We start from the raw sequence: 13,719 nt of genomic DNA, 5'->3' as shown, positions 1-13,719 counted from the left end.
GGAAAATCCGGTCGGATAGTCGGCCGGCAATCATGCAAACGGGAGTCTTCAATGTTTAACAGGGTTGTCATTCTCTCATCCTTTGCGCTGCTGGCATCGGCAGCGTTCGTCTCCCCCGCAGCCGCACTCACCATGAAGGAGTGCAGCGTGAAATATCAGGCGGCGAAAGCCGACGGGTCGGCCAAGGACGTCAAGTGGAACGACTATCGCGCCAAGTTCTGCGGCAGTGAGGCGGCGGCCGAGGATGCGGCTGACGATAAGCAGGTCGCGGCCACCACAGACAAGGAACCCGCAAAAGCGACGACAAAGGCCCCGAAGGGTGTCGCTTTCCCGAGTGCTGTCGATAAGAAATATTCAAGCGAGACGCCCGGCAAGGCTCGCCTGAAGACCTGTGTCGACTCCTATCACAAGAACAAGGATGACGGCACGCTCGGCGATCTGAAGTGGATCCAGAAGGGCGGCGGCTACTGGAGCCTGTGTAACACGGCGCTGAAGAGCTGATATGGGGCAGGGCGGCGGCGGACTGCCGTCGCCCGACCATCAGACTGATTCCAAAATCATATCGGCAGGCGGGATACCGTTTCAGCCGGGGAGGGCGTGTTTGAACTTCCTCCGAAGTTGTGCGCCTTTATCTCTTTTGCAAACCCTGCCGGCAATGGCGGGGTTGTGTTCACGCGCTGTCCATCGCCAGACGGGACAGAGGTGGGGCAATGCCCCCAATGGTCAGGCGTGGCGGGGAGTGACATCCGGGCCCTTGGGCAACCCCGTTTTCGGGCGGGTAAAATCTGTGAATAGTCCGTGATTCAGTATCTTGGTAGAAAGAGTTGATCCTGCGGTTCGACCCGCATCCAGCAATTCAACGGTGAGAGCTGTCCCGTGACGGCCGACCGGCAATGTGGGCGGATGACCAGACGATTTCGAAACTATCTCGCGGTGCTGGCCATATCATTGATGATGTGGGCGGTGATTCTTGGTGTCGCTTATTGGATGTATCGATAAGGGCACCGGGGTGTCTTCCGACACGAACTGACGTGCGTCGTCGATAAGCTGCGGTATGTCTCCCGTCATTCATGTTGCCGCAAATTCCAAAAGGCCAGGAATGGTCCGCCCAATTTTGGCTTTGCTGTCGTGACCTTATGTTTCGACCGGATCAGGAAAGGGTCATCATGAAAAAATCCATCGCCGTCACGTGTCTTGCAATCTTGTCGTCGCCGGTCGCTTCCGCCGCCCTGGCGGATGATCTGATGATTCCGCTTTCGAAGGACACGACGATCGAGAAGGTCGAGACTGTCTATCAATGCGCCGCCGACACGGTGGAGGCCGTTTATTTCAATGCCGGCGACATCAGCCTCGTGCGGCTGGGACTGAAGGATGGCGTCATCGTTGCCGCGAATGTCATTTCAGGCTCAGGGGCCAGATATCAGGGCGGCGTCCATGTCTGGTGGTCGAAGGGTGATGAGGCCGATCTATACGATCTGATGGCCGATCCCGAGATGAAGAAGCCGGTTCATTGCGTGGAAAAGAAGAAGTCCTGATCGCCGACGGCTGCCCTTAAAGGAGCGGCGGCAGGGCGGTTATGAAACCTTGCCATGCCGCCGGTCAGTGTTGGTCTGCGCTTGCGGCACGTTCAGACGAGAACGAGCGACGCCAGCAGCGCGAGAAGGATGAGGGAGCTTGCGACAACGCCGAGTTTCATCCTTCGAAGGCGGCGGGTACGACCGCCGCTCCAGTCATAAGCCATTGGCAGCTTTACCTTTCTTTTTATTATTATGACTTATTACTAGCTCCCTAGGCTTGCTTGTGGCTGACCTCAATTGCCAGAATCCATAGGCGAGAAATTACGATTTCCCTGCCTTGCCCGGATGTTGCAGCGGTTGAACCTGATGATTCTTGAGGTGTGCCTGCCGGTTGGTCGAAATGGTTTTTTGAAGAAGTTCGCCGTGCTCGTCAGCTCGTAAAAAAGGCCCGGAAACCTTTACGTTTCCGGGCCTTTCAAATGGCGTTGCTGCGGGGGCGGCTCAGCCCAGATAGGCCTTGATATAGGGCAAGACTTCGATCACGCCGTGATAGAGCATGTTGAGTGCCACGTAGATGATGACAATCAGGCCGAGATAGGAAATCCAGCGATAGCGGTGCAGCAGCTTGGCGACGAAGTTGGCGGCAAGCCCCATGAGAGCGATCGAGACGATGAGGCCGATCACCAGTACCGTCACATGTTCCTGTGCGGCGCCGGCAACAGCCAGAACGTTGTCCAGCGACATGGAGACATCGGCAATGACGATCTGGGTTGCGGCCTGAAAGAAGGTCTTGTGGCCTTTGGTCAGATCGGCTTCTTCGTCGGTCACCTCGTCTTCGATGGAGCCGGCGGCTTCGCGCAATTCGGACCACATCTTCCAGCATACCCAGGCGAGCAGCAGGCCGCCGAACAATTGCAGGCCGACAATGGCGAGAAGCTGCACGGTGACGGCGGCAAAGGCGATGCGCAGAACGGTGGCGGCGATGATGCCCACCAGGATTGCCTTGCGGCGAAGATGGGCGGGAAGCCCCGCAGCGGCAAGGCCGATGACGATGGCATTGTCGCCCGCCAGAACGAGATCGATCGCAATGACCTGTAAGAATGCCGTGAAACCGGCGGCTGTAAAGATTTCCATGGGATGGTCCTGAAACGGATAGAAAGGCCGCGGGGAAGCGACGGATCGAGATATGGCATGGGATGGCGCGCCCGGCGCCGCATTGCGATCGCCCGTCTCCCCCGGCGATGGACTGTCCTTAAGCCATCATGGCGGTGCAGGTAAAGAAGTTGTGATGGAAATATCTTAATTAGTGATCGAGAATAGCAGAAAGGCGCTCGCGGCGGCTTGCGTCGATGTCATCCTCCCAAGGGTTTAAATGTCGCAAACAACACACCATATGCGGGCCTCGGGGCACGCTTGAAGCGCGTGCGCAGGCGCTTTCACAATTAAGTCTTGCGCATTCGCTTACAAAGCCTTAAACGGCGACACCAAACCGGTTCGCCGGGGAAACTACTTCACGTTCACAGGAAGCAATTCACATGGCAAAGAGCAAGTTTGAGCGCAATAAGCCGCACGTCAACATTGGCACGATCGGTCACGTTGACCATGGCAAGACGTCGCTGACGGCCGCGATCACGAAGTTCTTCGGCGAATTCAAGGCGTATGACCAGATCGACGCCGCGCCTGAAGAAAAGGCCCGTGGTATCACGATTTCGACGGCACACGTTGAATATGAGACGCCTGCCCGTCACTACGCGCACGTCGACTGCCCCGGCCACGCCGACTACGTGAAGAACATGATCACCGGTGCTGCGCAGATGGACGGCGCGATCCTGGTTTGCTCGGCTGCTGACGGCCCGATGCCGCAGACCCGCGAGCACATCCTGCTTGCCCGTCAGGTTGGCGTTCCGGCAATCGTCGTGTTCCTCAACAAGGTCGACCAGGTTGACGACGCCGAGCTTCTCGAGCTCGTCGAGCTTGAAGTTCGCGAACTTCTGTCGTCCTACGACTTCCCGGGCGACGATATCCCGATCATCAAGGGTTCGGCACTTGCTGCTCTTGAAGATTCCGACAAGAAGATCGGTGAAGACGCGATCCGCGAGCTGATGGCCGCTGTTGACGCCTACATCCCGACGCCTGAGCGTCCGATCGACCAGCCGTTCCTGATGCCGATCGAAGACGTGTTCTCGATCTCCGGCCGTGGTACGGTTGTGACGGGTCGCGTTGAGCGCGGTATCGTCAAGGTTGGTGAAGAAGTCGAAATCGTCGGCATTCGTCCGACCTCGAAGACGACGGTTACCGGCGTTGAAATGTTCCGCAAGCTGCTCGATCAGGGCCAGGCTGGCGACAACATCGGTGCTCTCGTTCGCGGCGTTACCCGTGACGGCGTTGAGCGTGGCCAGATCCTGTGCAAGCCGGGTTCGGTCAAGCCGCACAAGAAGTTCATGGCAGAAGCCTACATCCTGACGAAGGAAGAAGGCGGCCGTCATACGCCGTTCTTCACGAACTACCGCCCGCAGTTCTACTTCCGCACGACGGACGTGACTGGCATCGTTTCGCTGCCGGAAGGCACGGAAATGGTTATGCCTGGCGACAACGTCACGGTTGAAGTCGAGCTGATCGTTCCGATCGCGATGGAAGAAAAGCTGCGCTTCGCTATCCGCGAAGGCGGCCGTACCGTCGGCGCCGGCATCGTTGCTTCGATCGTCGAGTAATAATTTCCGGTAGAAATACCGGTGATGCATGTATGATTTCAGAAAGCGGCGGCACCATTGGTGTCGCCGCTTTTTTTGTTGAAAAATTCGATTTTGGCCGACGTGAACTTGAAAATATAAGTAATTTTTTTTAGGCGTATCTGCCGGGGCGTTATGGTTACTTGATCTCATAACTATAATGCCTGCGTATCTGGGTGGAGGCGTAATAGATGACATTTTTATTGCATGTTTGTTGTAGCTCATTTTCGGCTCGGTGTTCCGAAGCCAGGCATCATTATTTTCCATTCGGGCGGGAGATTCCATCCCGCGTAAATGCTGTCTAAATTCAAGATTATAAGATGTCTGATCTTACTGTAGTGCTGACGAGTTGCCGACGCCCGGATCTGCTTGTTGCGACGGTTGACGCATTTTTCGCGACGAACGATTACCCGCTGCGCGAGTTTATCATCATAGAGGATTCCGGTGACGAGTCGGTCCTTGATCTTCCGGCAAGATATCCCGACCAGCCGGTGCGGGTAATTTTAAACGGCGTCAATCTCGGTCAGCATCGCTCGATAGACAAGGCCTATGCTGAGGTCAGCACGTCCTATATTTTGCATCTTGAAGATGATTGGACCTTTCCCGTGCCGGGGACCGTGGCGCGGGGGCTGGAGATACTCAGGCGAGACCCGCAGGTTGCCCTCGTCCAGCTAAGGACGCACGAGGACATGCCGGAAGATGTTCGCCGGCTTTCCAAAATGTCGAATGACATCGGCTATTGGAAGATACCGCCCGCTGCGCATCGGGTCTGGCATAGCTTCACGTTCAATCCGACCCTGAAGCGTTTCGCCGATTACCAGAAACTACCCCATGGCTATGCCGGATTTGCCACCGAAGCGGAAATCAGCCTCTATTATAAAGACCTTGGTGCCATCATGGCATGGCTGGCGGATACGCACGTCAATCACTCCGGTTTCGGCCGCAGCAATTATGGCAGCAAGTCTGCTGGCGGTCTGGCAGGGGTATTAAAGGGTGCGAATCGATTTTTCTCGGTGGCGACGCTCAGAAAATGGCGCCGTTCCGTCGATCGGCGCGTGGCTCATCAAAGGCGCAAACATCGTGAAAAACAAAGCGTGGCGGCGACGGATAAGATGCCTGAGTCCTAGCCCTCTTGTGCGGGCAGGGCTTCATTTGTGGGCGTAACGCCTGTTCGATCGCGGATGTGTGGGGTGTGGGGCGCCGAAGGCTCAGGGGTTATGACCCGACGACAGCGCGAGGGGCGGTATAAACTTCTGAAAGCCGGCAAAAAGCGCTTGCCATTCTTTTTTCAGGGCCTTAAAGGAACGCATATCGAACTGGCCAAGCGATTTTCGCGGTCGGTTACGGTGATGAAGGGGTATAGCTCAGTTGGTAGAGCGGCGGTCTCCAAAACCGCAGGTCGTAAGTTCGAGCCTTACTGCCCCTGCCACTTTCCATTCGCAAGCGCGGTCTTCGCTGCACGGCAGATGGATACCGGATTTCCGGTGAATTTCGCGGAATGTCGATTTCCTCTTGTTAAAAGTGGAATCGGTGTTTATGTAGGTCAAAACAGACACGCGGTGCGTGGGGCTGATTAGTTCGGCTTTACGCGCCGTAATTGCGTGGGCAGTCAATGGCATCCAAAACCAATCCGTTTACGTTTCTGCAGCAGGTTCGCGCCGAAGCGTCAAAAATTACTTGGCCGTCGCGCCGCGAGACCATGATTTCGACGGCTATGGTGCTGGTGATGGTCATTTTTGCGGCTCTGTTCTTCTTTGCTGCGGATCAGCTCATCGGCTGGCTGCTCAGCCTCGTGCTGAACGTAGGCCGGTAACGGCACGGTCAAAGGATTGAACGGAGAATAAAAATGGCAGCACGCTGGTATATCGTTCACGCATATTCGAATTTCGAAAAGAAGGTCGCCGAGTCGATCGAGGAAAAGGCTCGCCAGAAGGGTCTTGATCATCTTTTCGAGAAAATCCTCGTGCCGACCGAAAAGGTTGTCGAGGTGCGTCGCGGCCGTAAGGTTGATAGCGAGCGCAAGTTCTTTCCGGGTTACGTGCTGGTGCGCGCCAACCTGACGGATGAGGCCTATCACCTCATCAAGAACACGCCGAAGGTTACCGGTTTCCTCGGTTCGGACAATAAGCCTGTTCCGATTCCCGATTATGAAGCCGATCGTATTCTCGGTCAGGTTCAGGAAGGTGTCGAGCGTCCGAAGTCTTCGGTTTCGTTCGAGATCGGCGAGCAGGTTCGCGTTTCCGACGGTCCGTTCGCGTCGTTCAACGGCGTGGTTCAGGATGTCGACGAAGAGCGTTCGCGCCTGAAGGTGGAAGTTTCGATTTTCGGCCGCGCTACGCCGGTCGAGCTGGAATACAATCAGGTCGAGAAGGTCTGATTGGAGGGGTGAAGCCCCAAGCGCGTGGAAGGCAATCTGGCTCTTAAGCCGGGGCAGGGCGCCGCACCACGCAACCGCAGCCGCCGGAGCGATCCGGCTAGAGAGAAGCCGGGTAACCGGTTTGAATTGAAAGGCAGAGAGATATGGCTAAGAAAGTTGCAGGCCAGCTCAAGTTGCAGGTAAAGGCTGGGTCGGCCAATCCGTCCCCGCCGATCGGTCCGGCACTTGGTCAGCGTGGCATTAACATCATGGAATTCTGCAAGGCGTTCAATGCCGCCACGCAGGAAATGGAAAAGGGTATGCCGATCCCGGTCGTCATCACCTATTACCAGGACAAGTCCTTCACCTTCGTCATGAAGCAGCCGCCGATGACCTATTGGTTGAAGAAGGAAGCTAAGATCACCTCCGGTTCCAAGACGCCTGGCAAGGGCGCCAAGGTCGGCTCCATCACCAAGGCTCAGGTCAAGACGATCGCTGAAGCCAAGATGAAGGATCTGAACGCAGCCGATATCGAAGGCGCAATGGCAATGGTTGAGGGCTCCGCCCGCGCCATGGGCCTGGAAGTGGTAGGTTGATCATGGCCAAGGTAGCAAAGCGCATTCAGAAGATCCGCGAAGGCGTGGATCCCAACAAGCTCTACGTTCTCACCGACGCCATTTCGATGGTCAAGGAACGTGCGGTTGCCAAGTTCGACGAAACCGTTGAAGTTTCGATGAACCTCGGCGTTGACCCGCGCCATGCGGATCAGATGGTTCGCGGCGTTGTCAACCTGCCGAACGGCACCGGCCGTGACGTTCGCGTCGCCGTTTTCGCCCGTGGCGTCAAGGCTGATGAGGCCACGGCTGCCGGCGCTGACGTTGTCGGCGCGGAAGAACTGGTTGAAATCGTTCAGGGCGGCAAGATCGACTTCGATCGTTGCATCGCGACCCCGGACATGATGCCGCTCGTCGGCCGTCTCGGCAAGGTACTCGGCCCGCGTGGCATGATGCCGAACCCGAAGGTCGGTACGGTGACGATGGATGTTGCCGGCGCCGTCAAGGCGTCCAAGGGCGGCGCTGTCGAGTTCCGCGTCGAAAAGGCTGGTATCGTGCATGCCGGCATCGGCAAGGCTTCGTTCGACGCCAAGGCTCTTGAAGAAAACATCAAGGCTTTCGCCGATGCGGTCGTCAAGGCAAAGCCGACGGGTGCCAAGGGCAACTACGTCAAGCGCGTTGCCATCTCCTCGACCATGGGTCCGGGCGTCAAGATCGACCCTTCGTCGGTTACGGCTTAATCAATTCTCGCGCGTCCTTCGGGCGTGTGACTAAAAGAATTTCCGGCTCTCAGGGAGCCGGAGATTTCCGGGGAAACCCGGAACTCCTGTCCGAGATTGCGGGTGGCCATGTCTTTCGGGATCTGGCCTTAATCATTCAACCTGCATGAGACGGGTGAGGCTGGATTTGAGACATCTGAGGATGTCTGACTGTCCGGTTCGAACCTGGTGTGCCTGTGCCTGAAGCCGTTTGCGGCGACAGAGCGGGGGACAGGATCCTCGAGCGTCGCTCGGGATCTTTGTAAAAAGGTCCCCTGGGGCAAAGGCAAACCCGACGGGTTCACAATCATGTGGTCCCGTCTACTGGAGACAGACAGTGGAAAGAGCGGAAAAACGCGAATTCGTCACGGAGCTGAACGAAGTCTTCAAGGCTTCCGGTTCGGTTGTCGTGGCCCACTATGCTGGTGTCACCGTTGCGCAGATGAACGACTTCCGTTCGAAAATGCGCGCTGCCGGAGGCACCGTCAAGGTCGCGAAGAACCGCCTGGCCAAGATCGCTCTTCAGGGCACGGAGTCGGAAGGGATGACAAATCTCTTCAAGGGCCAGACGCTGATTGCATACAGCGTCGACCCGATGATCGCTCCGAAAGTCGTCATGGATTTCGCAAAGGCCAACGATAAAGTCGTTGTTCTCGGCGGTTCCATGGGCGCAACCACGCTCAACGCCGAAGCAGTCAAGTCGCTTGCGACCCTGCCTTCGCTGGACGAGCTGCGCGCAAAGCTGCTGGGCCTTCTCAATGCCCCGGCAACTCGCGTCGCTACGGTTGTTGCCGCACCTGCAAGCCAGCTTGCACGCGTGTTTTCGGCTTACGCCAAGAAGGACGAAGCCGCTTAAGGCGGTTTTTCGCTGTAATTATTCAAACTGGTTCGAACTGAACAAAAGGAACTATCAAAATGGCTGATCTCGCAAAGATCGTTGAAGACCTCTCCACCCTGACCGTTCTGGAAGCTGCAGAACTGTCGAAGCTTCTTGAAGAAAAGTGGGGCGTTTCCGCCGCTGCTCCGGTAGCTGTTGCTGCTGCTGGCGGTGCTGGCGTTGCTGCTGCTGCTGAAGAAGAAAAGACTGAATTCGACGTGATCCTGGTTGACGCTGGCGCCAACAAGATCAACGTCATCAAGGAAGTTCGCGCTATCACGGGCCTCGGCCTGAAGGAAGCCAAGGACCTCGTTGAAGGCGCTCCGAAGGCTGTCAAGGAAGCCGTTTCCAAGGCTGAAGCTGCTGATCTCAAGAAGAAGCTTGAGGACGCAGGCGCCAAGGTTGACGTTAAGTAATCTTGCGATTGCTTGCGGGGGAGGCTGTCTCAGCCTTCCCCGTCTGTCATCGTTTTAAACCTTATTACCCAAAAGCCGCGTGAAAATGGCTTTTGGGTAATGGGTTCTTCAAGAGAATGGTTCCGAACCGGCTCATCTAGGCAATCCGGCCTGATCGATCCGGGATGTGGAACGAGATTGATGATACCCATTGCTTGACGGGGTCGACTGGCCATCGGTTCCCGTCCGTTGCAGGCCCGGATGCAATTTTAAAGGAGCGACGATGGCTCAGACCCTTTCGTTTAACGGTCGCAGGCGCGTACGCAAGTTTTTCGGCAAAATTCCAGAAGTAGCGGAAATGCCGAACCTCATCGAGGTTCAGAAGGCTTCGTATGACCAGTTTCTCATGGTTGACGAGCCCAAGGGTGGCCGTCCCGACGAGGGATTGAATGCCGTATTCAAATCCGTATTCCCGATCACCGATTTTTCGGGCGCATCCATGCTCGAATTCGTATCCTACGAATTCGAAGCGCCGAAGTTCGACGTCGAGGAATGCCGTCAGCGCGATCTGACCTATGCAGCGCCGCTGAAAGTGACGCTGCGCCTCATCGTGTTCGATATCGACGAGGATACTGGCGCGAAGTCCATCAAGGACATCAAGGAACAGTCCGTTTACATGGGCGACATGCCGCTCATGACCAATAACGGTACGTTCATCGTCAACGGCACCGAGCGCGTCATCGTTTCGCAGATGCATCGTTCGCCGGGCGTGTTCTTCGACCACGACAAGGGCAAGAGCCATTCTTCCGGCAAGCTTTTGTTCGCTGCCCGCGTCATCCCGTATCGCGGTTCCTGGCTCGACATCGAGTTCGACGCCAAGGACATCGTTTATGCGCGTATCGACCGTCGCCGCAAGCTGCCTGTGACCTCGCTCCTGATGGCGCTCGGCATGGATGGCGAAGAAATCCTGTCGACCTTCTACACCAAGGCTTCCTACGAGCGCTCCGGCGATGGCTGGCGCATTCCGTTCCAGCCTGAAGCGCTGAAGAACGCCAAGGTCATCACCGACATGATCGACGCCGATACCGGCGAAGTCGTTGTCGAAGGTGGCAAGAAGCTGACCCCGCGGCTTATCCGCCAGCTCGTCGACAAGGGCCTGAAGGCGCTGAAGGCGACTGACGAAGACCTCTACGGCAACTTCCTTGCCGAAGACATCGTCAACTACTCGACGGGTGAGATCTATCTCGAAGCCGGCGACGAAATCGACGAGAAGACGCTCGGCCTCATCCTGCAGTCCGGCTTTGACGAGATTCCGGTCCTCAACATCGACCACGTCAATGTTGGCGCCTATATCCGCAACACGCTGTCTGCGGACAAGAACCAGAACCGCCAGGAAGCGCTGTTCGACATCTACCGCGTCATGCGTCCGGGTGAGCCGCCGACCATGGATTCGGCCGAAGCGATGTTCAACTCGCTGTTCTTCGATGCTGAACGTTACGATCTCTCGGCTGTTGGCCGCGTGAAGATGAACATGCGTCTCGACCTCGACGCGGAAGACACCGTGCGCACGCTGCGCAAGGAAGACATCCTCGCCGTCGTCAAGATGCTGGTCGAACTGCGCGACGGCAAGGGCGAAATCGACGACATCGACAACCTCGGCAACCGCCGTGTTCGTTCTGTCGGCGAGCTGATGGAAAACCAGTACCGTCTGGGCCTTCTGCGCATGGAACGTGCGATCAAGGAGCGTATGTCCTCGATCGAAATCGACACCGTGATGCCGCAGGACCTGATCAATGCGAAGCCGGCAGCCGCCGCCGTTCGCGAATTCTTCGGTTCCTCGCAGCTGTCGCAGTTCATGGACCAGGTGAACCCGCTTTCGGAAATCACCCACAAGCGCCGTCTTTCGGCTCTTGGACCGGGCGGTCTGACCCGTGAGCGCGCAGGCTTTGAAGTCCGCGACGTTCATCCGACCCACTACGGCCGTATTTGCCCGATCGAAACGCCTGAGGGACCGAATATCGGTCTGATCAACTCGCTTGCAACCTTTGCCCGTGTGAACAAGTACGGCTTCATCGAAAGCCCGTACCGCAAGATCACCGACGGCAAGGTGACGACCGACGTGATCTATCTCTCCGCGATGGAAGAGGCCAAGTATTACGTCGCACAGGCCAATGCCGAACTTGATGGCGAAGGCGCCTTCGTTGAAGAGTTCGTTGTTTGCCGTCACTCGGGCGAAGTTATGCTCGCACCGCGCGACAACATCAACCTTATGGACGTTTCGCCGAAACAGCTCGTTTCGGTCGCTGCGGCTCTCATTCCGTTCCTGGAAAACGACGACGCCAACCGCGCTCTCATGGGCTCGAACATGCAGCGTCAGGCCGTTCCGCTTCTGCGGGCGGAAGCGCCGTTCGTCGGCACGGGCATGGAACCGGTCGTTGCTCGCGACTCCGGCGCTGCCATCGCGGCTCGCCGCGGCGGTATCGTCGATCAGGTGGATGCGACGCGTATCGTTATCCGCGCTACGGAAGACCTCGATGCCGGCAAGTCGGGCGTCGATATCTACCGTCTGCAGAAGTTCCAGCGTTCGAACCAGAACACCTGCGTCAACCAGCGTCCGCTGGTCTCCGTCGGTGACGCCATCTCCAAGGGTGACATCATCGCGGACGGTCCGTCAACCGACCTCGGCGATCTGGCGCTTGGCCGTAACGCGCTCGTCGCGTTCATGCCGTGGAACGGCTACAACTACGAAGACTCGATCCTGATGTCGGAACGTATCGTTTCCGACGACGTGTTCACCTCCATCCACATCGAAGAATTCGAAGTGATGGCGCGTGACACGAAGCTTGGTCCGGAAGAAATCACGCGCGACATTCCGAACGTTTCGGAAGAAGCGCTGAAGAACCTCGACGAAGCCGGTATCGTTTACATCGGTGCGGAAGTTCAGCCGGGCGATATCCTCGTCGGCAAGATCACGCCGAAGGGCGAAAGCCCGATGACGCCGGAAGAAAAGCTTCTGCGCGCCATCTTCGGTGAAAAGGCCTCCGACGTTCGCGACACCTCCATGCGCATGCCTCCGGGCACGTTTGGTACCGTCGTGGAAGTCCGCGTCTTCAACCGTCACGGTGTGGAGAAGGACGAGCGCGCGATGGCTATCGAGCGCGAAGAGATCGAGCGCTTAGCGAAGGACCGCGACGACGAGCAGGCAATTCTTGACCGTAACGTCTACGGTCGCCTGATCGACATGCTGCGTGGCCACGTTTCCATCGCCGGTCCGAAGGGCTTCAAGAAGGGCGTCGAACTTTCCAACGCCGTCGTCTCCGAATATCCCCGCTCGCAGTGGTGGATGTTCGCGGTCGAGGACGAGAAGGCTCAGTCCGAACTGGAAGCGCTTCGCGGCCAGTACGACGAGTCCAAGTCGCGCCTTGAACAGCGCTTCATGGACAAGGTCGAAAAGGTCCAGCGCGGCGACGAAATGCCTCCGGGCGTCATGAAGATGGTCAAGGTCTTCGTTGCTGTTAAGCGCAAGATCCAGCCGGGTGACAAGATGGCCGGCCGTCACGGTAACAAGGGCGTCGTCTCGCGTATCGTTCCGGTCGAAGACATGCCGTTCCTCGAAGACGGCACGCATGTCGACATCTGCTTGAACCCGCTCGGCGTGCCTTCGCGCATGAACGTCGGCCAGATCCTCGAAACCCACCTCGCATGGGCATGCGCAGGTATGGGCAAGAAGATCGGCGAGATGCTCGAAGAGTATCGCAAGACGATGGACATCAGCGAGCTTCGCAGCGAGCTGACGGAAATCTACGCGTCTGAAGCCAATGACGAGGTTCAGCGCTTCGATGACGACTCGCTGGTGAAGCTTGCCGAAGAAGCCAAGCGCGGTGTTTCCATCGCGACCCCGGTCTTCGACGGTGCGCATGAGCCTGACGTCGCCGCGATGCTGAAGAAGGCAGGTCTGCATGAATCCGGTCAGTCCGTCCTTTACGACGGTCGTACCGGTGAGCCGTTCGACCGCAAGGTCACCGTCGGCTACATGTACATGATCAAGCTGAACCACCTTGTAGACGACAAGATCCACGCTCGCTCGATCGGTCCTTACTCGCTCGTTACCCAGCAGCCGCTGGGCGGCAAGGCGCAGTTCGGCGGACAGCGCTTCGGGGAAATGGAAGTCTGGGCTCTGGAAGCATACGGCGCGGCCTACACACTGCAGGAAATGCTGACCGTCAAGTCGGACGACGTGGCCGGCCGCACCAAGGTCTACGAAGCGATCGTCCGTGGCGACGATACCTTCGAGGCCGGTATTCCGGAGAGCTTCAACGTTCTCGTCAAGGAAATGCGGTCGCTCGGTCTTTCGGTTGAGCTGGAAAACTCGAAGATCGAGAACCAGCCCGACGACCAGCTGCCCGACGCGGCGGAATAAAAATGAGAGAGGCGGGCGCCTTCCGGGCGCCTGCCGGTTTCCCGTCAGCCCGGCTGGCGTGGGACACTTTCGCCGCATTGTGCGGTTAATCCGTATTTAAAGCTCTGGACGGT

Annotated in this window: 12 protein-coding genes and 1 tRNA gene; 12 read left to right on the top strand and 1 reads right to left on the bottom strand. The window is 57.4% G+C overall.

Going from position 1 to position 13,719, the window contains the following annotated elements; translation table 11 throughout:
- The first annotated feature begins 51 nt into the window (after positions 1-51).
- A complete protein-coding gene (locus AKG12_RS04225; RefSeq protein ID WP_046798153.1) occupies positions 52-501 on the top strand; it encodes a hypothetical protein in 450 nt (149 codons plus the stop codon).
- Between the two features lie 665 nt (positions 502-1,166).
- Positions 1,167-1,535: an MliC family protein gene (locus AKG12_RS04220; protein WP_052817952.1), complete on the top strand. Its 369-nt coding sequence runs from the start codon at positions 1,167-1,169 to the stop codon at positions 1,533-1,535.
- 483 nt (positions 1,536-2,018) lie between these two features.
- Here the strand turns inward: AKG12_RS04220 and AKG12_RS04210 are convergent, their stop codons facing one another.
- A complete protein-coding gene (locus AKG12_RS04210) occupies positions 2,019-2,651 on the bottom strand; it encodes a TerC family protein (protein ID WP_046798154.1) in 633 nt (210 codons plus the stop codon).
- Positions 2,652-3,052: 401 nt separating this feature from the next.
- Here AKG12_RS04210 and tuf point away from each other — a divergent pair, with 401 nt between their 5' ends.
- The 10 genes from tuf to rpoB all read left to right on the top strand — a co-directional run bounded on the left by tuf (position 3,053) and on the right by rpoB (position 13,606).
- Positions 3,053-4,228, top strand: coding sequence for an elongation factor Tu (gene tuf / locus AKG12_RS04205; RefSeq protein WP_003507684.1), 1,176 nt, complete (start codon positions 3,053-3,055; stop codon positions 4,226-4,228).
- Between the two features lie 338 nt (positions 4,229-4,566).
- Entirely contained in the window at positions 4,567-5,373 is an 807-nt protein-coding gene (locus AKG12_RS04200) for a glycosyltransferase family 2 protein (RefSeq protein ID WP_046798155.1), read from the top strand.
- A 226-nt stretch (positions 5,374-5,599) separates the two neighbouring features.
- Positions 5,600-5,675: transfer RNA gene (locus tag AKG12_RS04195), tRNA-Trp, on the top strand.
- 183 nt (positions 5,676-5,858) lie between these two features.
- The gene (secE, locus tag AKG12_RS04190; RefSeq protein ID WP_003523719.1) at positions 5,859-6,059 is read left to right on the top strand and encodes a preprotein translocase subunit SecE; all 201 of its coding nucleotides are present in this window, start codon (positions 5,859-5,861) and stop codon (positions 6,057-6,059) included.
- Positions 6,060-6,092: 33 nt separating this feature from the next.
- Positions 6,093-6,623 (top strand): transcription termination/antitermination protein NusG, encoded by a 531-nt coding sequence (nusG, locus tag AKG12_RS04185; RefSeq protein ID WP_046798156.1) that lies wholly within the window; start codon positions 6,093-6,095, stop codon positions 6,621-6,623.
- A gap of 143 nt (positions 6,624-6,766) precedes the next feature.
- Complete coding sequence (gene rplK / locus AKG12_RS04180; RefSeq protein ID WP_027677153.1) at positions 6,767-7,198, top strand: 50S ribosomal protein L11; 432 nt, start codon at positions 6,767-6,769, stop codon at positions 7,196-7,198.
- 2 nt (positions 7,199-7,200) lie between these two features.
- Positions 7,201-7,896, top strand: coding sequence for a 50S ribosomal protein L1 (gene rplA / locus AKG12_RS04175; protein WP_046798157.1), 696 nt, complete (start codon positions 7,201-7,203; stop codon positions 7,894-7,896).
- Positions 7,897-8,251: 355 nt separating this feature from the next.
- Positions 8,252-8,770, top strand: coding sequence for a 50S ribosomal protein L10 (rplJ, locus tag AKG12_RS04170; protein WP_046798158.1), 519 nt, complete (start codon positions 8,252-8,254; stop codon positions 8,768-8,770).
- 59 nt (positions 8,771-8,829) lie between these two features.
- Positions 8,830-9,207 (top strand): 50S ribosomal protein L7/L12, encoded by a 378-nt coding sequence (rplL, locus tag AKG12_RS04165; protein ID WP_046798159.1) that lies wholly within the window; start codon positions 8,830-8,832, stop codon positions 9,205-9,207.
- A 262-nt stretch (positions 9,208-9,469) separates the two neighbouring features.
- Complete coding sequence (rpoB, locus tag AKG12_RS04160) at positions 9,470-13,606, top strand: DNA-directed RNA polymerase subunit beta (RefSeq protein ID WP_046798160.1); 4,137 nt, start codon at positions 9,470-9,472, stop codon at positions 13,604-13,606.
- The last annotated feature ends 113 nt before the right edge of the window (positions 13,607-13,719 follow it).

The organism is Agrobacterium sp. SUL3 (assembly GCF_001263295.1).
GTDB classification, from domain to species: domain Bacteria; phylum Pseudomonadota; class Alphaproteobacteria; order Rhizobiales; family Rhizobiaceae; genus Agrobacterium; species Agrobacterium tomkonis.
This window is presented reverse-complemented; position numbering and strand designations above follow the sequence as displayed.

Coding starts and splice junctions, on each gene's coding strand:
- nusG (WP_046798156.1), top strand. CDS start 6,093: ATGGCAGCACGCTGGTATATCGTTCACGCATATTCGAATTTCGAAAAG.
- AKG12_RS04200 (WP_046798155.1), top strand. CDS start 4,567: ATGTCTGATCTTACTGTAGTGCTGACGAGTTGCCGACGCCCGGATCTG.
- rplK (WP_027677153.1), top strand. CDS start 6,767: ATGGCTAAGAAAGTTGCAGGCCAGCTCAAGTTGCAGGTAAAGGCTGGG.
- secE (WP_003523719.1), top strand. CDS start 5,859: ATGGCATCCAAAACCAATCCGTTTACGTTTCTGCAGCAGGTTCGCGCC.
- AKG12_RS04225 (WP_046798153.1), top strand. CDS start 52: ATGTTTAACAGGGTTGTCATTCTCTCATCCTTTGCGCTGCTGGCATCG.
- AKG12_RS04220 (WP_052817952.1), top strand. CDS start 1,167: ATGAAAAAATCCATCGCCGTCACGTGTCTTGCAATCTTGTCGTCGCCG.
- rpoB (WP_046798160.1), top strand. CDS start 9,470: ATGGCTCAGACCCTTTCGTTTAACGGTCGCAGGCGCGTACGCAAGTTT.
- tuf (WP_003507684.1), top strand. CDS start 3,053: ATGGCAAAGAGCAAGTTTGAGCGCAATAAGCCGCACGTCAACATTGGC.
- rplL (WP_046798159.1), top strand. CDS start 8,830: ATGGCTGATCTCGCAAAGATCGTTGAAGACCTCTCCACCCTGACCGTT.
- rplA (WP_046798157.1), top strand. CDS start 7,201: ATGGCCAAGGTAGCAAAGCGCATTCAGAAGATCCGCGAAGGCGTGGAT.
- AKG12_RS04210 (WP_046798154.1), bottom strand. CDS start 2,651: ATGGAAATCTTTACAGCCGCCGGTTTCACGGCATTCTTACAGGTCATT.